General features: G+C 56.6%; 14 protein-coding genes and 1 pseudogene. 7 read left to right on the top strand and 8 right to left on the bottom strand.

Annotated elements, in window-relative coordinates; genetic code table 11:
- Window positions 1-117 precede the first annotated feature (117 nt).
- Together tal and dusA are read right to left on the bottom strand one after the other, a co-directional pair.
- Window positions 118-1,044: a transaldolase gene (gene tal, locus HX786_RS02725; RefSeq protein WP_008437618.1), complete on the bottom strand. Its 927-nt coding sequence runs from the start codon at window positions 1,042-1,044 to the stop codon at window positions 118-120.
- Between the two features lie 302 nt (window positions 1,045-1,346).
- Window positions 1,347-2,342, bottom strand: coding sequence for a tRNA dihydrouridine(20/20a) synthase DusA (gene dusA, locus HX786_RS02720; protein WP_178911690.1), 996 nt, complete (start codon window positions 2,340-2,342; stop codon window positions 1,347-1,349).
- 122 nt (window positions 2,343-2,464) lie between these two features.
- Between dusA and HX786_RS32250 the strand changes: the two are divergent.
- From HX786_RS32250 to HX786_RS02710, 3 genes and pseudogenes are all read left to right on the top strand, one after another.
- A pseudogene (locus HX786_RS32250) lies at window positions 2,465-2,566 on the top strand (DNA-binding protein); the annotation flags it as partial.
- The gene (locus HX786_RS02715; protein WP_178911689.1) at window positions 2,563-3,267 is read left to right on the top strand and encodes a hypothetical protein; all 705 of its coding nucleotides are present in this window, start codon (window positions 2,563-2,565) and stop codon (window positions 3,265-3,267) included. The pseudogene HX786_RS32250 and the gene HX786_RS02715, both read left to right, overlap by 4 nt.
- On the top strand, window positions 3,240-4,211 hold the full coding sequence (locus tag HX786_RS02710; protein ID WP_178911688.1) for a hypothetical protein: 972 nt from the start codon (window positions 3,240-3,242) through the stop codon (window positions 4,209-4,211). Before HX786_RS02715 ends, HX786_RS02710 begins: the two co-directional genes overlap by 28 nt.
- A gap of 21 nt (window positions 4,212-4,232) precedes the next feature.
- On the opposite strand, the gene HX786_RS02705 is transcribed toward HX786_RS02710, so the two are convergent.
- The 5 genes from HX786_RS02705 to HX786_RS02690 form a co-directional block, all read right to left on the bottom strand.
- The gene (locus tag HX786_RS02705) at window positions 4,233-5,927 is read right to left on the bottom strand and encodes an LA2681 family HEPN domain-containing protein (RefSeq protein ID WP_178911687.1); all 1,695 of its coding nucleotides are present in this window, start codon (window positions 5,925-5,927) and stop codon (window positions 4,233-4,235) included.
- A gap of 89 nt (window positions 5,928-6,016) precedes the next feature.
- Window positions 6,017-6,313 carry a hypothetical protein gene (locus HX786_RS31810; protein WP_256734838.1) on the bottom strand — a complete coding sequence of 99 codons (297 nt, stop codon included), beginning with the start codon at window positions 6,311-6,313 and terminating at the stop codon, window positions 6,017-6,019.
- Between the two features lie 885 nt (window positions 6,314-7,198).
- Window positions 7,199-9,034, bottom strand: a complete 1,836-nt coding sequence (locus tag HX786_RS02700) for an AAA family ATPase (protein WP_178911686.1) — start codon at window positions 9,032-9,034, stop codon at window positions 7,199-7,201.
- 142 nt (window positions 9,035-9,176) lie between these two features.
- A complete protein-coding gene (locus tag HX786_RS02695; protein WP_178911685.1) occupies window positions 9,177-9,392 on the bottom strand; it encodes a hypothetical protein in 216 nt (71 codons plus the stop codon).
- Window positions 9,393-10,308: 916 nt separating this feature from the next.
- Complete coding sequence (locus tag HX786_RS02690; protein WP_167410166.1) at window positions 10,309-10,446, bottom strand: hypothetical protein; 138 nt, start codon at window positions 10,444-10,446, stop codon at window positions 10,309-10,311.
- A gap of 226 nt (window positions 10,447-10,672) precedes the next feature.
- Here HX786_RS02690 and HX786_RS31805 point away from each other — a divergent pair, with 226 nt between their 5' ends.
- On the top strand, window positions 10,673-10,906 hold the full coding sequence (locus HX786_RS31805; RefSeq protein WP_102368405.1) for a hypothetical protein: 234 nt from the start codon (window positions 10,673-10,675) through the stop codon (window positions 10,904-10,906).
- 87 nt (window positions 10,907-10,993) lie between these two features.
- Here the strand turns inward: HX786_RS31805 and HX786_RS02685 are convergent, their stop codons facing one another.
- Window positions 10,994-12,181 (bottom strand): MFS transporter, encoded by a 1,188-nt coding sequence (locus HX786_RS02685; protein ID WP_102368406.1) that lies wholly within the window; start codon window positions 12,179-12,181, stop codon window positions 10,994-10,996.
- A gap of 170 nt (window positions 12,182-12,351) precedes the next feature.
- Between HX786_RS02685 and HX786_RS02680 the strand changes: the two genes are divergently transcribed.
- The 3 genes from HX786_RS02680 to HX786_RS02670 all read left to right on the top strand — a co-directional run bounded on the left by HX786_RS02680 (window position 12,352) and on the right by HX786_RS02670 (window position 19,377).
- Entirely contained in the window at window positions 12,352-15,159 is a 2,808-nt protein-coding gene (locus HX786_RS02680) for an ATP-binding protein (RefSeq protein ID WP_178911684.1), read from the top strand.
- Window positions 15,156-16,355, top strand: a complete 1,200-nt coding sequence (locus HX786_RS02675; protein WP_003218906.1) for an EAL domain-containing protein — start codon at window positions 15,156-15,158, stop codon at window positions 16,353-16,355. The genes HX786_RS02680 and HX786_RS02675 overlap by 4 nt, the downstream gene beginning before the upstream one ends.
- Before the next feature lie 124 nt (window positions 16,356-16,479).
- A complete protein-coding gene (locus HX786_RS02670; protein ID WP_087693699.1) occupies window positions 16,480-19,377 on the top strand; it encodes an ATP-binding protein in 2,898 nt (965 codons plus the stop codon).
- The last annotated feature ends 8 nt before the right edge of the window (window positions 19,378-19,385 follow it).

The following is a 19,385-nucleotide window of genomic DNA, read 5'->3' as shown; positions in this document are numbered from 1 at the left end:
CCCTGTATTCGGGAGCAAGCCCCCTCCCACATTTTTAACTGAGTTCGGCTCGAAATCGGCTAATACAAAAAAAGGGCGGCACCCTCACAGGTGCCGCCCTTTTTGTCGCCGCCGTTTTTAGAGCTTGGCGGTCAACAGCGCTTCGAGTTTTTCCTGGTCGCGGGCGAACTGACGAATGCCCTCGGCCAGTTTCTCGGTGGCCATTGCATCTTCGTTGGATTCCCAACGGAACTGCGCTTCGGTCAAGTGCACCCGAGCTTCGCCCGCATGGCCTGGCGACAATTTGCGTTCCAGCTTGCCGTTGTCGGCTGCGAGTTTTTCCAGCAGGTCCGGGCTGATGGTCAGGCGGTCGCAACCGGCCAACTCTTCGATCTGGCTCAGGTTACGGAAGCTCGCACCCATCACCACGGTCTTGTAGCCATTGGCCTTGTAGTAGTTGTAGATGCGCGTCACCGACTGCACGCCCGGATCTTCGGAGCCGGTGTAGTCGTTGCCGTTGGCCTTCTTGTACCAGTCGTAGATACGGCCCACGAACGGCGAAATCAGAAACACGCCTGCTTCGGCGCAAGCCACGGCCTGGGCGAAGGAGAACAGCAGCGTCAGGTTGGTCTGGATGCCTTCCTTTTCCAGCTGCTCGGCGGCGCGGATGCCTTCCCAGGTGGAAGCGATCTTGATCAGCACGCGGTCACGGCCAATGCCGGCCTTGTCGTACAGGTCGATCAGGCGATGGGCGCGCTTGAGTACCGCGTCGGTATCGAACGACAAGCGGGCATCCACCTCGGTGGAAATGCGGCCGGGCACCACTTTCAGGATTTCCTGGCCGACGGCTACCGCGAAACGGTCGCTGGCCAGGCCTACATCGCCGTTGCAGTCGGCAACAGCCTCGTCCAGCAGCTTGGCATAGCCTGGGATCGACGCGGCCTTGAGCAGCAGGGAAGGGTTGGTAGTGGCGTCTTGCGGCTTGAGCTTGGCGAGGGTAGAAAAATCGCCGGTATCGGCTACTACAGTGGTGAATTGCTTGAGTTGTTCCAGCTTGGAAGTCATGGGCGTGCTCTGTCCTGTGGGTCTGATGACATTACCCGAGCGCTGACAGCCGCTCAAGGGCGCAAATGCATTCGATCGTTTGCGAGGGCAACAACCTGAAAACAGCCGTTTGAATCACCGGCCAATGCTCAATAGGAGGCCAAAACAGCCAGCAGGTTCAACCCAACTGCCCGATGACCACCCGATCAAACGGTGGGAGCAGCCTTGCCCCATCTTCCTGACATCCCCACCTCCAAATCTGGGAGCGGGCTTGCTCGCGAAGGCGTCGTGTCAGCCACCCAATAAACCCACTGACACCCAAATCACCGTCCCTCCAGCAACTCCCCAGCCTTATCCAGCAACGCCAACGGATCACTGGCCTTATGAATATCCACCGACAACAACTGCCGAAACTTCCGCGCCCCCGGGAAACCCGTCCCCAGCCCCAGTGCGTGGCGCGTGATGTGATGCATCGAGCCACCTGTCGCCAGGTGTTCGGCAATATAAGGACGCAACTGCGCCAACGCCTCGGCGCGGGTGATCACAGGTGTCGTGCTGCCAAACAGCTGCTGATCCACCTCGGCCAGCAAATACGGATTGTGATAAGCCTCGCGGCCCAGCATCACGCCATCGAAGGTCTGCAGATGCTCCTGGCACTGTTCGAGGGTCTTGATGCCGCCGTTGAGGATGATCTCCAGTTCAGGGAAATCCTGCTTCAACTGGGCGGCAACGTCGTAGCGCAAGGGCGGGATGTCCCGATTTTCCTTCGGTGACAGCCCTTCCAGAATGGCGATTCGCGCATGCACGGTAAAACTGGTGCAGCCCGCGTCCTTCACTTGGCCAACGAAATCGCACAGCTCGGCGTAACTGTCCCGGCCGTTGATGCCGATGCGGTGCTTCACCGTCACCGGGATCGAGACCGCGTCCTGCATCGCCTTTACGCAATCCGCCACCAACGCAGGGTGTGCCATCAGGATCGCGCCGATCATGTTGTTTTGCACCCGGTCGCTGGGGCAGCCGACGTTGAGGTTCACCTCGTCGTAACCGGCGTCCTGGGCCATGCGGGCGCAGGCGGCCAGGTCCGCCGGGACGCTACCGCCCAACTGCAGGGCGAGTGGATGCTCGGCCTCGTTATGGCGCAGAAAGCGTTCGTGGTCGCCGTGGAGGATTGCGCCGGTGGTGACCATCTCGGTGTAGAGGAGGGCGTTTTTGGACAGTAGGCGCAGGAAGAAGCGGCAGTGTCTGTCAGTCCAATCCATCATGGGTGCAACGCTGAAGCGACGGGACAGGGCTTGCGGTGGCGCTATGTCTGAGGGCATTGGGATCTGGGACGGAGATTGCGAAGGTTTAGCAGTTTATCAGGAATGGGTTAGAGGGGCTGGGGTAGATCGTACGGGGCTAGATCGATGTTAAATAAATCTGTCCCCTTTCCCTCCGCTTTCCCTCTGGCGGTGACGCACCAAGTGGCCCCGAAGAACTGACCGGTTTTGAAGCCACGCTGAAAAAGGTGGATACCTGGTTAGGCGGGAGTCCCAAGGCATGAAGCTGCACAAGGAACTAACCATCGGCGGGGTGCCTTACGTCCTGGTCAAAAACGAAGTCCGGCTGGATGCGAAAAGCCCAGGCCGGGCGACGTTCACGATCCAGGCTACGGCGCCGGTCAAGGGTCTGGTGACACTCGATATCGGCTACAACAGCAGCACGCTGCAGCGACACTTCATTGGCTACGTCGAGCGCAGCAGCACGGCCAGCAGCACCCAGCAGGTGCTGTTCTGTCGCGAGCTGGCCGCGATCCTGGCCAACCCGCTGCCGCTGAACCTGCGTCACGTCGACCTGCGCACCGTCCTGGTCGAGATCGGCCAGCACACGGGCTTGCGCTTCCGCGTCCCGGAGCAGCCGTATACCAGCGTCAAGGCGCCGTTTTTCTACAGCCTGGCCGCCGGCTATCAAGCCATGGACAGCCTGGCCCGGGTTTTCAACATCCCCGACTTCATCTGGCAGCAGCAGGGTGATGGGGAAGTGTTCGTGGGCAGTTGGGCTGACAGCTTCTTTGGCGTTCGCTCGCCGCTGCAGCTGCCGGTGGAACTGTTCGACGACTACCAGGGCAACCAAAGCGCGATGATTGCAGCCCTTCCCGGGTTGCGACCAGGTGCAACGATCAACCACGGCGAGCGCATCACCAGTGTCGCGCTCATCGACAACCAGATGGCCATCCGATGGACGACTCAATCCGCCGCAGCGTAGAACGACAATTCCCCGAACTCACCGGCGGTTACCACCTGCCACGCTTTGCCCGGGTTGTCGCCGTGGCCGACGCGCCCGCCGGCGCCGGGATCTGCGACGACTTCCGCCCCCGCTACGCGGTCGACATCGAGGTCGTGGTGCCGGACGGCGAGCCAGATACCAAGCTGCCGATCTTGGCCGGTGTGCCTTTACCGCTGCCCACCGGCGGCGAGGAAATGGGCATCTATGCGTTCCCGGAGGAGGGCACCCAAGTAGTGGTGTGCTTTGCCTACGGCCTGCCGAACAAGCCCTATATCCAAACGATTCTGCCCCACGGCTTGAGCATGCCCAGCGTCCCGATGGGGGACCAGGTGTGGCAGCACAGCGAAGCCTGTCAGCAGCGTGTCGACGCGGACGGCAACTGGCTGCGCCAGACTGACGGCAAGATCCTGGATAAGGCGATCGAGCGGGAAGTGGAGGCGATGGGCAACACTGAGCGGTTCCAGAGCCACACCAGGACCGTCGACGACCATTCAACCGAATCGGTGGGGGGCATAAAGACGCTTGAAGCCCTGGGCGCGCTCAAGCTGCTGTCGGGCGGATCTGCGAGCCTGGCGGCGGTGGATGACCTGCACCAGGCGACCGGGCGGGACTTGAACCTGGTGGTGGGGCAGAAGCACAACGCCACGGTGGGCGGCGACATGGAGGAAAGGATTCAGGGGCTACGCCAGAGCGTGGCGGCGGTCAGCCAGCGACTGGTCGCGCCCAAGACCTGGTTGGGATCCGAGGGAGTGAACGTGCTGCGTGTGCTGTGTGATTTGCTCGACTTGGTAGAGCAGATGAACTCTCAACTCGCGAGCCATACCCATGGGCCTACACCTCCACCTGGAAACGCGGCGGCATTCACTGCTAACTCAGGAACTGCCATGCAATTATCAGGCAAATTAAAGCCGATAATTGCTTAGTCAACAATTGCGTGATGAACATCAAAGTAAGGGTACCTCCAATTGCATTAGAGGGGTTTCTGGTCGTTTTTTTTGCTCCTCAAGATTTATTCCCAAGGCCAAGTATATTAGTGCATATCTCAGCTTTTTCATTAAGCGCATCGTTTGCTCTTTTAATTCTGAGTCAGTTATCGTTAGAGGGTAACCGTTCAGGTGTTCGCGCTCTTTGAAAAATTCGTAGATCGCGTTGATTCTATCTTTTATTATAGTTTGGGTGTTTGGGTCGTCTGATGCGGCAAGCAAAGCCTCTAGATTATCCAGCTGGCTTTTATGTTCGGTGATAGCCTCATTGGTTCGGTCGCTATCAAACTTTGAATTAATTCTATGCATACTTTCCATTACTACTCGAAAGCCCTGATGCTCCATTTTGTTTCTTATGTCTGCCAGCTTTTGCGCGTTTGTATCCATCCAGTAATTGTGCCCATCCTCCTCATTGTCATTTATGTCCCGCGATAGCCAGTAGAGAGCAAGGAAGAAAGGGTTTTGATTGTCGATAAAAAAGTCCCTAATTTCGGGCGGCGCACCTTTGGCTTTATTGGTTTTATGCTTTTGCTCTTTGAACCAAACCGTTGAAAAGCTAACTCTGTGATCTCCGATGTCAATCAGAAGGTACTTTTTTAAAAGCAAGGCGATTTTATCAAAGCATGAGTAAAAGAGTCTAAATGACACCTTTAACTGTTCTGTGTCGCGACGATATATGCAATAGTCGAGTGAATTTGTCAGTCTTAGATTTTTGTCGGCGAAATGCTGCTTTTCTGACAGCGCATTAACGCTTGTGATGGATTCAAAGTAGTTATGTCGGGCAAATGCGTATTGGTACTTAATTTCTGAAAAAGACGCGCTGAGTGCCAGGCTTTCTGTCGTGGAGATAAGTGGGTTTAGTTTTTTTATAAGGCTGGGAAAGCAAAGTGTATCCTGCCCAATCTTTTCATCATCTGAGATATCATTGGCTTCATTTATATATAGTCTGTTTGTTAGGCACCACTTTCTGTAACGTCGCTCTTTGCCTGATCTACCCTTGCTATTACTATTGTCGAGTTCTGGAAAGTGTTCCGAGGTTTCACCGTAGGTTTGAGAGTACCAATCCAGAAAAGATATCGTGGTCCCGTCTGACTCCATAAGTTTTACGTGTTCGGGGGCGAACATTTCTGTTTTGTACAAGTATAGAAACGATAGTGTTTCATATGCTTCTTTTTGAAAGCGAATGCATTGGTCCGCGTATGAGAGATCGAGCGATAGGCGTAGTAAATCAACGCCTTTATTTAAGAGTGTTATTGGGTTTTGATAAGTAAGTGTTGCGGTGTTGTACTCGTGGAGCGCTTCTAAAGCTCTGCCTTGCTTAGAATAAGCGTTGCCAAGATTTATATATATTCGACTGGCTAGTTCGGGGTCTAGAAGTTTGAAGCCGCTTGAAAATATCGACCTTCTGAAATAACTTACAGCTTTCCCAATAGCGTCCTTGCTCCACAGTTCAGGTCCTAGCTCTATGGTTTCAGCATATCCGGTACCGATTGTGTAGTAATGGAATGCTTGGTCCTTAGGGTTTTCGTATTGATTGTCGCAGATATCACTTAGAAACTCCTTTAGGAGTGTCAAATCTCTGCTGGCGACTAGTTCGTCAATTTTTTTGGAATTCTCTTGCAGTTGCTGAGGGCTTAATAGTGTTCTACTAGACATGTCCGTATAGTCCGATCTGACGACTTTTAGACTCTGTAATGTACCTAATTATTTTATGAAAAACACCCGCATGTTTTTTGCACCTGAATTTAGCTTAAGCGACACCACCAAGACTGTGCGTAAGCGCAGCCACCAATATATTCAATGCCGCTGAGTACAAAACCTGTTGGGGCCATCCCTGCCAAGGTTGCATCCAGCAGCTGAGGCAATGGTTCCGGTTCCAACGGCATTCCCTTCGAGACCCTTGCTACATTTGAGCTACGGCCTAACTCGTCTCTGACTTCGGGTGTTACGAGCACGTCGCCCCTGATAGCGGGGTAACGCCTCCTTTCTTGAGGATCTAAAGCAAAGCCCTTGCAGCGCATTGGAGTTATCAGCATGTGCATGAGGGGGCGCTACCTATTCGTCGTTGGGTTCATCCAGAAGCGCTTCCACTGCATATGCTAACGCGCCATCTGCTTGCTCGAGGAGATCGGCGAGTTCGCCTGGGTCGATCTGCCGCGCCCGGTGCAACGAGTGGGCCTCTTCTATCAGTCGTCTGTGATGAGTGCCTGGATGCTTAAGCAAAGCCACTTGATCCCGCAGGAGCACCATCCAAGAATCTGTCGCAAAATTTAGGTGGTAATCAGTAGCACTCATCGCCGTATGACCTCATTCGCTAAAGCACTGTATGTCCAGACAGTATATTGCTACGGGATCGCACCGTGGAGTCCTTCCGACGAATTGCGGGTAGGCCGTGGTCAAAAGGCAGTTTGAGAAAAAAACTCGATGAAAAAGCACTTATCCCCCTCCCGCCGACGGGCCTTGCGTGCCTTTTTTGTGTAAAGGGGGGTGGGGAGCAAACGATGGCTCCGTCCAGGCCCGCTGCGGGGCCTGAGGGAAGTTTAGCAATTGCACTGAGTGAAAGGTTTTGCAAAGAAGTGTAGCGGCTTTGTGAAGCGCTCAAAGTAAGCTAGGTGAGTCACCGACCTCTAGAGGCCGCGGCTTATAAGGGCGCGTTGTTTGAAAACAAGCGTTTTATCGAGTTTTTGATTTGTGAACGGCTCCGTTGAAGACAGCATCGGACGCGATTCAAGCATGGGATCATCCTACCTGAGCCCCTGCGCTGCAGGGGCTTCACGCCGATTTGCGCATTTCAAAGGGGCTCGCGCTGATAGGAGTTAATCTAACAGCTTAATTCACCCAAAGCAGACGTTTTCCACGCCTGTGCTCCACGAGAACAACAAAGCGGAGTACATTCGGGGATAAGTTGATTCAGCAAACTACAAAAATCAAACATTAAATTCCATAATATGAGCATAAATTTTTGAGCACAATTCTTCAATAGCTTCTGGTAATACCCATTCTGTTGTATTCATTACCTCAATAGCCTCTCGGCAGAATTTGACTTTCTCATTTATAGTTCCACTTTCGTCTGCAAAAATACGGCGAGTAGACTTCCCCCGTCCTTTCAAACCAAAGCATTTGTCCAAATGATATCCGATACCGTAAATTGAAGATGATATAGTCATTTTTGATATTTTGCTCAGGTCAGTAACTTCCAATCCTTCTGTGGTTTTGGATTTTTTTCTTTTAAAAATTCTTATAGCTGTTTCTTCAATTATATTCAGTGGGAGTAAGTTTTCAATCTCTTTGCTCGGCAATAGGTGGAATCTTTCTTTTAGCTCATATCCCAGTACGTCGGATCTATCTCCCTTGCCTAAAATATCTCCATCTGCGATCAGAAAAGCTGCAGAGCAAAGTTTCGAAGCGTTGAGCCTGTCCGTAGTATCTCCATCGTCAAATCCCCAATGACCAAGTGTGCCACCTTGATACTCAACGAAGGCGTAATGGAAGTTTTCCAATAATCCCTCGAGTTTTACTTTGAAAACCGAATCGCTCAATTCCTCCAAATATTTCGTCATGAATACCTTGAGGTAAAGCCGATCAGTTATACCTTCAATCCAAATAGTAGAGTTGGCTAAATAAACCGAAGACGCCAGAACCCCAAGCTCTGCTAATAGCTCTCTATCCCTTGTACATTCTTGGATTTGAAAGCTGGGGCGGTCTTCAAGATCACTTTTGGATACCTTATGTACTACGACCTCTTTATTGGTTTCAGCAAGGTCGAGCAAATGGTTTGAGTGGGTCGTAGCCAAATATTGATGGCCCGTATGATTTAGCAAAAACAGAGCCAGTTTTCTGAGTAGTCCAGGATGTAGACACGACTCCGGCTCCTCAATAAAAAACACAGAAGGACTTTGCTCTAGGTAAGCAGCGGAGGTAATAATAATTACTTGCTGTAGGCCGTCGCCTAAATCATATATGGAAAATTGATCTTCAGTCCCGATTTTTACTGCAACTGTGTCTTTACCATATTGTGGAATCAAGGTTATGTCTCTGCCGCCAAAAAACTCATGGCCGAGTATCCGCTCATATTCTCGAATTCGTTCACGCTCTTCAGGCTGTCCCAACAAGAAGCGCGCTAATAAATTATAAAGATCGAAGCCTGTTACAATTTTTAATGAGTCTTTTGGAGAGTTGGAGAAGTAATCTTTGAGTGTACGATCGAGATAAAGATCAGAGCTATCCCCTAATGGTCTCATCCCTCGAAGGATAGGGATGTAGTGCCTTTTTAAATCACAAGCTTCGTTGCTGATATTTCTAATTAAGTTAATCTCGTCTCCGGGAAAATTTCCCATAACTATTCTTTGAATATCATAAAAAAGGTTCATATTTTGGCCGCCGCTAAAGCTTATACGAGAGTTGGCGGCGTCAGTCAAAAGTTTTGTCAGACTGTCATTGATCGACTTGATTTCTTCAATGCTCTTGCACTTTCCATTGAAGATCTCCATGAATTTATTGCAGTCGAGTCCCAAAATAGTCTGTTGCTTTGCAATGATTACGAGAATGTTGGATATTTTTTTGCAAGCATTTTGAAATTCTACCCCAAGAGCAATGCTTAGATTTTTTGTCGGAGTTGAGAATAGTGTGCGAAGTAATCTGCTTTTTCCGCTATTGTTTGGGCCAATTAGAAGATTTAGCTTCTGAAGTCTGAGGTGTTTCTCATCATTTGTGTCAGTGTTATATCCCTTGATGTCGCTCGACCAAATCTTATTTATAGGCATTCTTACTACTCGTAGAGGAAATAAACTAAAGTTTGCAGGTTAATTATGAACGCATTAGGTTTCATAGCGTGTCGGAGCATTCGATGTTTCAAACCGTGGGTTGCTGTAAGGGGCCAGGACGTCTCAGAGGCAGGGTTAATAGCTATTCCTTTTCGATCGCCCTCAGGCGCGCTAGACCTTGCTTAATAAAACCCGCATTTTCGCCAATTCGGTCCAGGGCTGAACGGGCGTTGTCGCCAGCATCGGCGTAGCCCTGGCGTTCTGCGAGGAGCGTCAGTTCCATGACCGCGGCTTCCAGCGCTAGCTGATTTCCGTAGATTTTTTCGAGGACTATCGGAAGCGAATATTCGCTGGCCATGGCGTCGACTCCGTTCGGAAAGTTCCAAGCATAGCAGCGAATTAGGAGGGTCAATTTCAGGTCGAGGGGCGGGAAAAGGGTAATTTTGGTAAGTCGGTGCGGAAAAAGGCCTGTAGCCCATGTAAACCGTGGTTTTTACGTATTACCTCAGAGGGTAATACTAGGTAAGGCTGGAGGTAATAACTTCACATGTCACTGATTTTAAAGGGTTTCGTAAGGGGCTAAAATTACTAAAGACAAAGGTAATTTTCTAACCTGTCCATTACCCTATTATTACTTTAATAAGGTCTTATTAATTCATTGATTTTATTGGTGTTTTTGGGCAGATAGAGAAGGAAATTACCAAAATTACCTTTTTCCCTGGGGGCAACCTAAAAGCCGGGTATTGCAGGCGAGAGGAAGCCAGCCTGGCGCTTCCTTACAAATTGCGTAACTGTCACCGACTGTTACCAACTTCGCCTAACGCTACCTCGAGACCGCTGGAGGTCTTGAAAATAATGGGGGCGGGTGAGTGGAATCGAACCCTCCTTATCAGCTTGGGAAGCTTCCGATGAAAGCTGAAAGCCCGACTGCGATAGTGGTCATGATTGGAGCTGAAAACGGATGCTTAAATTTTGCTAGAGCGGCCGAACGGAGAGGAGGCGCATGGATTGTAGTGTAGGTTGGTGGTACGTAGGTGGTACGAGGAATGGGGGAGAGGCGTTTGGGCCTTTATTTACGGGAGGATAAGAGAAGGTGCGTCCGATCCATCATCGGAGCAACGGAGAAGCGACGGGAGAACGATGGCGTTGGTGCTATAGGTGAGGACATTAGGATCTGAGATGGATAAGGCGAAGGGCGGACAGTTTAACAGGAATGGGCGTGGTGCCGTGGTGGCCAGTGCCAGAGCTCCAGCCACCCTGGCACGGTTTTCAGCTTATTTTTTCTTTTTGTCGGGCGCCTGAGTCAGCGCCGAAGCCGCCACAGATTTCACATCCGGCGGAGTGGTGGGATCCGCCAGCAGCTTGGCTGCTTTTGAAGCGACGCTTTCACTGGTTTTTTCGTCTTTAGCCATTATTGAGCTTCCCTCTACGTAGGCCGCAGGCTCATCTAAATTGATGCCTGGTCGGCTTTAATATGTAGGGGCTAACCGTTTATATCGCCAATCAGAATATGTGCCCGGATAATTCGTCGCCAAAACGACATCAACCTGAACCGATCCTGTCCTACGGCAAAGTTTCATAATTCTCACCGGCATTGAGGCCTACGCTCAGCCCATAAGCCCAAAGGGAACTGAAAAAATGATCTCCAATCTCGTCAAAGTCGTGATGGTCGCAGGCACGTTGCTCTTGGCCGCTTGTTCGTCGGGTTCATCGGGCATGAGTAGCGACCTGAGCAGCGACCCTTGTTATTCAGGGGGATGCCAGGCATTTGGCGACCACAGCCCCAGCAAGGCCGCCAAGATGAATTTTGGGGGCAGTGCGCTGGGGAGCAGTTACGGGGAGTATGGTTCGGGGTTGATGCATGATGACTGACTGAGCGGGTGGGGCAGTCATTTACTCAGTGACTGACCCACCGCTTTCGCGAGCAAGCCCGCTCCCACATTGGATCGTGGGAGGGCTTTAGTGACCGCCTTTCATACGTCGGGCGATCAGGTAGATGCCCAAGCCTACCAGCGCCGTAGCCGCGCCAATGTAGCCCGTGCTGGTCCACCCATACCCCGCCGTAATCGCCATCCCACCGAACCACGGCCCCAGCGCATTCGCCAGGTTGAACGCCGCGTGGTTGGACGCCGCCGCCAGGCTCGGTGCTTCATGCGCAATGTCCATCAAGCGGATTTGCAGCGGCGCGGCCATGGCGATCATGGTGCCGACCAGGCCGATGCCCAGCAGTACGCTCCACAGCGAACTCGCGGCGAAGGTGAAGAAGATCAGCACGGCCATCGACCACACCATAATCCAGCCCACTGCGCGAAATTGCAGGCGATCAAACAGCTTGCCGCCGGCGATGTTGCCGATGATGCCGCCTACGCCAAACGCGGCCAGACCGAAGGGGATCCACTGCGGCGACACTTTGGTCACTTCGAGCATGGTCGGCGCCAGGTAGCTGAACACGCAAAACATCCCGGCAAAACCAATAGCGCCAATGGACAGCGCCATCCACACCTGCGGTTTGGTGAAGGCGCGCAGTTCTTTGCGCGGGTCGCTGCGGGGTTCGTCGTGGCGATCCGGTACGAATTGCCAGACCAGCGCGATGGTGCACAGGGCGATAGCACTGACCAGCGCGAACGCCGAGCGCCAGCCAAAGTGTTGACCGAGGAAGGTGGCGATGGGGTTGCCGAGCAGCATGGCCAGGGTCAGGCCCATCATCACGCGGGCGACGGCGCCAGCGCGTTTGTCGTTGGGCACCATGCTGGAGGCGACCACGGCGGCGATGCCGAAGTAGGCGCCGTGGGGCAGGCCGCTGATAAAGCGGAAGGCCACCAGCGAACCGAAGGTCGGGGTAAACGCCGTGGCGAGGTTGCCCAGGGCATAAAGGCCCATCAGCAATAGCAGCATGTGTTTACGCAGCAACTTGGCGCCGAGGATCGCCAGCAGCGGGGCGCCGACCATCACGCCCAGCGCATAGGCGCTAATGGCGTGGCCCACTTGCGGTTCGCTGAGATTGAGGTTGTGGGCGATGTCGGGCATCAGGCCCATGATGGCGAATTCGCCGGTGCCGATCGCAAAGGCGCCCACGGCCATGGCCGCTTCCATTTTGGCGGCGCTGCGCGCGGGCAGCACGTGCCCGGGTGTTTGCTGGATAGTCATGGGTAACTCTGTTTGATGAAGTGCACGAAGGACAGCCGCCGATGCTACGCAAGCAGCGACGAAGGTGTCTAGAACAGCGTGTTGCGCGAGAGTTCCATCGGCGCAAGCAGTGCGGGGCTTTGAGATCCGTCTTATTCAACTACCCTCTCGCCACGCTTACTCTTTTGGCGATGAAGCTCAAACATTTCCTGCAACCACTCGACTCTTCTTTTTCGACGCCCAAGGCCGCGCGCAAGTTGTTGCGGCTGTTTGCCCTGGCATTGGTGCTCGGCGTGTATGTGGGTGCCTACAGCTACTTGCGTGCGGCGTTGAATGAGGAAATTTCGCTACGGCGCAGTTATATGAATGAGGCGATTTCCGATGCGCAGAGTTTTTTTGTCAGCCGCCAGACGCTGCTCAAAAGCCTCGGCCTGTCGACGGTTCGTCATGTCACGCCACCCGTGGGCAACCTCAATAATGTGCCGGCCGAAGAGTTGCACATCACCTTGGGCGAGGCGGGCAATATCTGGAGCCTTTGGCTGACTAGGCGCCTGCTTGATTACCTGCAGGTCAACCAGGTCAACCTGATCTACGTCGCGCAGCGCGCCGAGCCGGTGGTGGAGCGCCTGTTTACCGTTGGGGCGGCCCCGGAGAATGTGCCGCAGCCGGTATTGCAGCGGTTGATGGCGGTGGACACCGGCAAGGTCTCGGTCAGCGATGAGTTGTGGCTGACTGAGCAGAGCCGCCTGGATTCACCGCTATACATCTTCACCCGCCTCGACGACCGTAGCCCCACGTCGGGTTGGCTCGGGCTGGAGGTGGACGGCCCGGACCTGATCAACGCCCTGCAGCATGAAAAAGCCGGGGACTTCATGTTGCTTGACGGCGCCGGGCAGCTGATTTTCAGCAGCACGCCTCATCAACCGTCGGCTGCGCAGGTGCTGCGCCAGTATCACGCCACGGCCAGCTTTGGTTGGGAAGGCAGCCGCTGGCTGCCGGATCGCTTGGCCATTCGCAAGCACCTGGGTTACTCCCAGTGGCAGATCGTCTACAGCCTGGAGCTGAGTTCACTGTTGCCCAGCCTGGCCATGCCGTTGCTGCTGTGCCTGCTGTTGTGCGCAGCGGCCAGCTTGTTGATGGTGCGGTTGGTGCGGCGCATCGATCAGCGTTTGATTATCCCGGCAGCCAATCGCATCGAAGCGCTGGTGGAGAGTGAGGCATTCAGCAGTGCGGTGATTCGCATCGCGCCAGTGGCCTTGTGCGTGCTGCGCCGCAGCGACGGCGAGGTAGTGCTGGAAAACCCCCTGTCCCGGCAATGGCTGGGCAACGGCCACGAGCGCCAGCAACTGTGTCACGGCTGGATTCGCCGCGCGTTCGATGAGTCGGAACAAAGCAGCACCGACGAGCTGCAAATGGCCGACGGTCGTCACCTGTACCTGAGTTTCGCGCCAACCCGTTACCAGCGTGAGGAGGTGCTGATCTGCGCCTTCAGCGACATCACCGAACGCAAGCAGGTGGAGTTGGCCCTGCAGCAGGCGCGCACGCTGGCGGACGCGGCGAATGAGGCCAAGACCCTGTTCCTGGCAACCATGAGCCATGAAATCCGCACGCCATTGTATGGCGTGCTGGGCACCCTGGAATTGCTTGCGCGCACCGACCTTAACAGCCAGCAGCGTGGCTACCTGAATGCCATCGAGGGCTCGTCGGCGAACTTGCTGCAAATGATCTGCGATGTGCTGGACGTGTCGAAAATCGAAGCGGGACAACTGTCCCTAGAGTTCAGCACGTTCTCACCGATCGAGTTGGTGCAGGAAGTGATCCAGGGCTACGCAGGCGCCGCCCAAAGCAAGGGCCTGCAGTTGTTCGCCTGCCTCGACCCGCAGTTGCCCGACCACGTGAGCGGGGATGTCACACGCATCCGCCAGATCCTGAATAACCTGCTGAGCAACGCGCTGAAATTCACCGAAAGCGGCCGGATTGTCTTGCGTCTGCGCCTGGAAAGCCGTGAAGGCGAGCGCACGATGTTGCAGTGGCAGGTAGTCGACACCGGCAAGGGCATCGCCGAGGAAGACCAGCGGTACCTGTTCGAGCCGTTCTTCCAGGTCAGCGGCAATGCGAATGTGGTCGCCGGCAGCGGCCTGGGCTTGTCGATCTGCAAGCGCCTGATGCACTTGATGAACGGCACCTTGCGGGTGGTCAGCGAACCGGGCCTGGGCAGCAGCTTTTCCTTCACCTTGCCGCTGGAGCAAGTCAACGACGACGACCAGGCTCCCTGGGCGCAGCCGCTGCTCGGCGAGCGGGTGTATGTGGTGTCGCCGGTGCGTGAGCTGGCGGAAAGTGTTGGCGGCTGGTTGCGTCGCTGGGGCGCGCGCGCGCAACTCGGTGCGCCGGAGTCCGCCGAGGCCGACCCCGGCGCGGTATTGGTCGAGCTGTATCCCGGCCCGACCGAGCCCGACCAGTTGCTGCATTGGTCCGGGCCGCGGGTGATGGCCGCGGTCGACGAGCATGGCGCTTATCCCTGGCAGATCGGCCTGAACAACCTGCAGGCGCTCAACCGCGCGGTCAGCCGCGCCCAGGGCAGCGAAGAGTTGTTGTCGCCGAGGATCAGCGAGAAGCCCACCGAGTTCAGCCTCAACCTGCGCCTGCTGGTGGCCGAAGACAACCTGATCAACCAGTTGATCCTGCGCGACCAGTTGGAAGAGCTCGGCTGCAGCGTGGTGCTGGCCGGCGACGGCATTGAAGCGCTGTCATTGTGGGGTGATACCGCGTTCGACATGATTCTCACCGACGTCAACATGCCACGCATGAACGGCTATGAACTCACCGAACAACTGCGTCGCCTGGGTTGCTCACTGCCGATCATCGGGGCCACCGCCAACGCGATGCTCGACGAAGCCGAGCGCTGCCTGAACGCTGGCATGGATCATTGCCTGGTCAAGCCGTTCACCCTGCGCGCCCTCTACCAGTGCCTGCATCGCTATCAGAGGAGGGTGCTTTGAGCGCCTATCGCGTACTCATCGTGGAAGACCATCCTTTCCAGCATGAGTACTTGATCAACGTCTTCCAGGCCATCGGCGGGTTTGACGTCGATGTGGTCTGGGATGGCGCCACCGCGCTGCAACGCCTGGCCCGACAGCGCTACGATCTGCTGCTCAGCGACTTGATGATGCCGGGGATGGACGGTGTGCAACTGATCCAGCACTTGGCCCGCATGCACGCGCCGCCTGCGCTGGCGCTGATGAGCGTGGCGTCGCGGCGCATGCTGGTGGGCGCCGGGCAGGTGGCCGGGAACCTCGGCCTGACCGTCGCCGGGCTAATCTCCAAGCCGGTGCGCGAACGCGAGGTGCGCACCCTGCGCGATTGCCTCGACAAACTCGCCGAGCAGGCGCGCACGCCGTGTTGCCACCGGGGTGTCAGCCATGCCCGGGAGAACCTTGAGCGCGCCTTGGCCAATGGTGAAATCCAGGCGTGGTTCCAGCCGAAAAAATCCCTGCATGACGGGCGCATCGTGGGCGCCGAAGCCCTGGCACGCTGGGTGCACCCGGTGGAAGGGTTATTGATGCCCGGCGCGTTTCTTGACGACATCGAGCGCCTTGACCTGGAAACCCGCTTGCTCACCTGCATTCTCGGCCAAACCCTCATCGCCCAGGCCCAGTGGGCGCAACTCGGTTACCGGCTGCCGGTGTCGATCAACCTGCCCACGCATTTGCTCGACCAGAGCGACCTGGTCGACCGCCTGCTTGCCCAGGTGCAAAGCCGCGACGCCGAACCCCGGCAAATTACCTTCGAATTGATGGAAAGCTCCACCACACGGCTGCCCAGTAACTACTACGCTGGAGCATGTCGCTTGCGCATGATGGGCTTTGGGTTGGCGCAGGATGACTTCGGCAAGGGGTTCAGTTCCTACTTCAACCTGGTGTCGACGCCGTTCAACGAGGTCAAGATCGACCGGTCACTGGTGCATGGCTGTGCCGAGAACGAAAGCCTGGCGTCGGCCTTGCAAAGCATTGTCGAGCTGGGCCGCAAACTCGGGCTGACCACCATCGCCGAGGGCGCCGAGACCCAGGCGGAGCTGGCGGTGTTGCGGCGTATCCGCTGCGATCAGGTGCAGGGTTTCCTGATCTCCCATGCCGTGGCGGCGGAAAAATTCAGCGCCCTGTTAATCGAGGATGGCCCTGCGCCAGCACTTATGTGAGTGGCCAGGGTCACACAGTCAAGAAGCCCGAAGGAAGGGTCGCCCGGTCAGCCGGGCGTTATTGGCCAATGCCGGGATCAAGCATAGGCCCCATATCCTGATTCAGGCTTCTGCGGTACTGACGATGAAACATGCAAGTCTGCGCCTGGACAAGCTGGCGCAAAGCTCTCAACGCTTGAACAAAGCCCTGTTATTGCTCACGGGGCTCGCCTTGTTGCTGTCCAGCAGTTGCTATTGGGCGGTGTCGCGGTTGCTCGACGCTGAACAGGAAAAGGTCGAGTTCCACTTCGCCCGCGTGGTGGAGATCATCCATGAGCACGAGGCGTTCCTGCGCAACGTGGCCAGTGGCTACAGCCGCAGCAACGCGCCGCCGCTGCCGGCCGTGCAGTCGACCTCGGTGGTGGAGTTGCAGCACGAAGGCGGGCAGGTGGTGTTGCAGGCCAAGGGGTTTGCGATGTCGCTACCCTTCACCTTGTCCCACGCCGAGACGTTCTCGGCGGATGACACGCGCCGGGCACTGGCGTTTGGCGTGCAACTGACTGACTACTACGGCGGCTACTGGGCCAGCTCGTTTTACGCCTCGCCGCAGCTGTTCGTGTTCACCCCCAATGCCGTCGCCAGCCTGGCCGTGCCCGGCGTGGGCGGCTTGCGCCAGCACCAGCCATTGTTGCGCGAGCAGTACCGCGACGTGGTGAGCCGCTTGCAGCAACTGCAACAGAGCCAAAGCCTCCTGCTGACCGACAGCCGCGTGCGCTGGATGCGTGCGCCGCCGCAGTTGTACCAGAACAGCCGCAGCGTGGTCGCGATGATCGGCCTCGACGCGCCTGCCGCCGTATTGCCGGCCAATCAGCCTCAGGGCCTGCTCACGCTGGCGGCGGTGGTGGACACCTCGCAGGTCGACGAAATCGAGCGAGTACTGCAACTGTCGGTCTACAACCAGTTCACCCTGATCTCGCCCCAGGGCGACGTGTTGCTCGGCAGCCTCGGCGATGAACACATGGCGCCCCTGGGCCTGAGCTTCAACAGCCAGGGTTTGCGCTTCAAGATGCTCAGCGAGGGTGGCGAGCACTGGACCGGCCTGTACGCCATCAGCTATCAGGATTTCCTGCGCTACGCCAAATGGCCGCTGCTGGGCCTTGGCCTGACGTTTCTGGCGGCCGTGCTGCTGGGCTGGTGGATCAACCATTGGTACAAGACCCGCATCGTCAGCCCGGCGCAACGCGCGCAGGAGCGTCTGTTCGAGAGCGAGGCATTCAACCGCATCATGCTGCACAACGCCCCGGTGGGATTGTGCGTAGTGCGCCGCAGCGATCACCAGTTACTCCTGGAAAACCAGCGCGCGCTGCAATTGCAGGGCACCGCACCGCTGCTCGACGTGCTCAAGGCCAACGATGGCCCGGACACCCCCGGCGAGATGTGCCTGGCGGTGGAGGGGCGGTACTTGCAGGTCGTGGTGGTGGCGGCGCGGTACGAAGGTGAGGACGTGTTCCTCTGCGGCTGCAACGACATCACCCGACACGTGGACGAGGCCCAGTTGCTGACCCAGGCGCGCCAGGAAGCCACCGAAGCCAACGAGGCCAAAACCGTGTTCCTGGCAACCATGAGCCATGAAATCCGCACCCCGCTGTACGGCGTGCTCGGCAATCTGGAACTGATGGCCCTGACCGACATGAGCGAGCGCCAGCGCCACTACCTGGAAATTATCCAGGGTTCGTCCACTGTGCTGTTCCAGTTGATCAGCAACGTACTGGATGTATCGAAAATCGAATCCGGGCAAATGGCCGTGGAAGCGGCGCCGTTCAGCCCGGGCCAGTTGGTGGCGGAATCGGTGTTGGCGTTCAGCGCGACCGCGCGCAATAAAGGCTTGCAGATCGATGCCGAGATCGACCCGCTGCTACCGCCGCAACTGCTTGGCGATGCTGGCCGCATCCGGCAGGTCCTGCATAACCTGCTGGGCAACGCGATCAAGTTCACCGACTCCGGGCGCGTGCGTTTGCGCCTGATGGTGCAGCAACTACTTGACGATAAAGTGACCCTGCAATGGCAGGTCACTGACACCGGCGTGGGCATTCCGGAAAAGGCGCTGGACCAGTTGTTCAAGCCGTTTTATCAGGTAGCGGGCGACCAGGACGGCAATGGCGCCGGCCTGGGCCTGTCTATCTGCTCGCGCTTGAGTGAGTTGATGGGCGGCAGCATGCGCGTGGTCAGCGAGCCAGGGTTGGGCAGCAGTTTTTCGCTGTTCATCACCTTGCCGGTGCTTCAGGAAACCCTGCCCTCTGCGGAACAACCGCCGATGCCGCCGTGCCTGGACGCACCGTGCCTGAACGTGCGCGTGCTGGTCGCCGAAGACAACCCGGTCAGCCAGGCCGTGCTGCAAGAACAGCTCGAGGCCCTTGGCGCCCACCCCACCGTAGCGCGTGACGGCGAGCATGCGCTGCAAATCTGGGGTTCGCAGCCGTTCGACCTGGTGATCACCGACATCAATATGCCGCGCCTCAACGGCTACGACCTGGCCCGCGCGTTGCGTGAACAAGGCGTCCAGGTGCCGATCATCGGCGTCACCGCCAATGCCCTGCGCGAGGAGGGCGAGCGTTGCCTGGCGGTGGGCATGAACGCGTGGGTGGTCAAACCGCTGAGCCTGAGCATGCTGCGCCAGGCGTTAATGGCGCACTGCCGGCGGGCCACGGCCTTGCCGGTGGTGCAGGTGGACCGGGACCGCGAAGGCTGGATCGAGCTTTCCCCGGCCATGCGCCAACTGATGGCCGACACGTTGCTGGTGGATGTGCAGCAGATCGAACAAGGCCTGACGGCCGGCGATGCCACCCTCGTACGTGAGCGTTTGCACAGCCTCAACGGCGCGCTGGCCAGTGTGCGTGCCGGGGAACTGTCCAGCGCTTGTCAGGCATGGGAGAACACCCTGTACGACGCACCGCTGGATACATACGCCACCACGCAGATTCGAGGCGTGTGCGCACGGCTTACAGCGGTTGCGCAGTGCTTGCTGGCAGAGTCGCAAACTTGATGAAAGCC

The sequence above is a fragment of the Pseudomonas sp. 21615526 genome (genome assembly GCF_013386245.1).
Classification (GTDB): Bacteria; Pseudomonadota; Gammaproteobacteria; order Pseudomonadales; family Pseudomonadaceae; genus Aquipseudomonas.
This window is presented reverse-complemented; position numbering and strand designations above follow the sequence as displayed.

Coding starts and splice junctions, on each gene's coding strand:
- tal (WP_008437618.1), bottom strand. CDS start 1,044: ATGACTTCCAAGCTGGAACAACTCAAGCAATTCACCACTGTAGTAGCC.
- HX786_RS02700 (WP_178911686.1), bottom strand. CDS start 9,034: ATGCCTATAAATAAGATTTGGTCGAGCGACATCAAGGGATATAACACT.
- HX786_RS02690 (WP_167410166.1), bottom strand. CDS start 10,446: ATGGCTAAAGACGAAAAAACCAGTGAAAGCGTCGCTTCAAAAGCAGCC.
- HX786_RS02705 (WP_178911687.1), bottom strand. CDS start 5,927: ATGTCTAGTAGAACACTATTAAGCCCTCAGCAACTGCAAGAGAATTCC.
- HX786_RS02710 (WP_178911688.1), top strand. CDS start 3,240: ATGGACGACTCAATCCGCCGCAGCGTAGAACGACAATTCCCCGAACTC.
- HX786_RS02695 (WP_178911685.1), bottom strand. CDS start 9,392: ATGGCCAGCGAATATTCGCTTCCGATAGTCCTCGAAAAAATCTACGGA.
- HX786_RS02680 (WP_178911684.1), top strand. CDS start 12,352: ATGAAGCTCAAACATTTCCTGCAACCACTCGACTCTTCTTTTTCGACG.
- HX786_RS02715 (WP_178911689.1), top strand. CDS start 2,563: ATGAAGCTGCACAAGGAACTAACCATCGGCGGGGTGCCTTACGTCCTG.
- dusA (WP_178911690.1), bottom strand. CDS start 2,342: ATGCCCTCAGACATAGCGCCACCGCAAGCCCTGTCCCGTCGCTTCAGC.
- HX786_RS02685 (WP_102368406.1), bottom strand. CDS start 12,181: ATGACTATCCAGCAAACACCCGGGCACGTGCTGCCCGCGCGCAGCGCC.
- HX786_RS31810 (WP_256734838.1), bottom strand. CDS start 6,313: ATGCACATGCTGATAACTCCAATGCGCTGCAAGGGCTTTGCTTTAGAT.
- HX786_RS31805 (WP_102368405.1), top strand. CDS start 10,673: ATGATCTCCAATCTCGTCAAAGTCGTGATGGTCGCAGGCACGTTGCTC.
- HX786_RS02670 (WP_087693699.1), top strand. CDS start 16,480: ATGAAACATGCAAGTCTGCGCCTGGACAAGCTGGCGCAAAGCTCTCAA.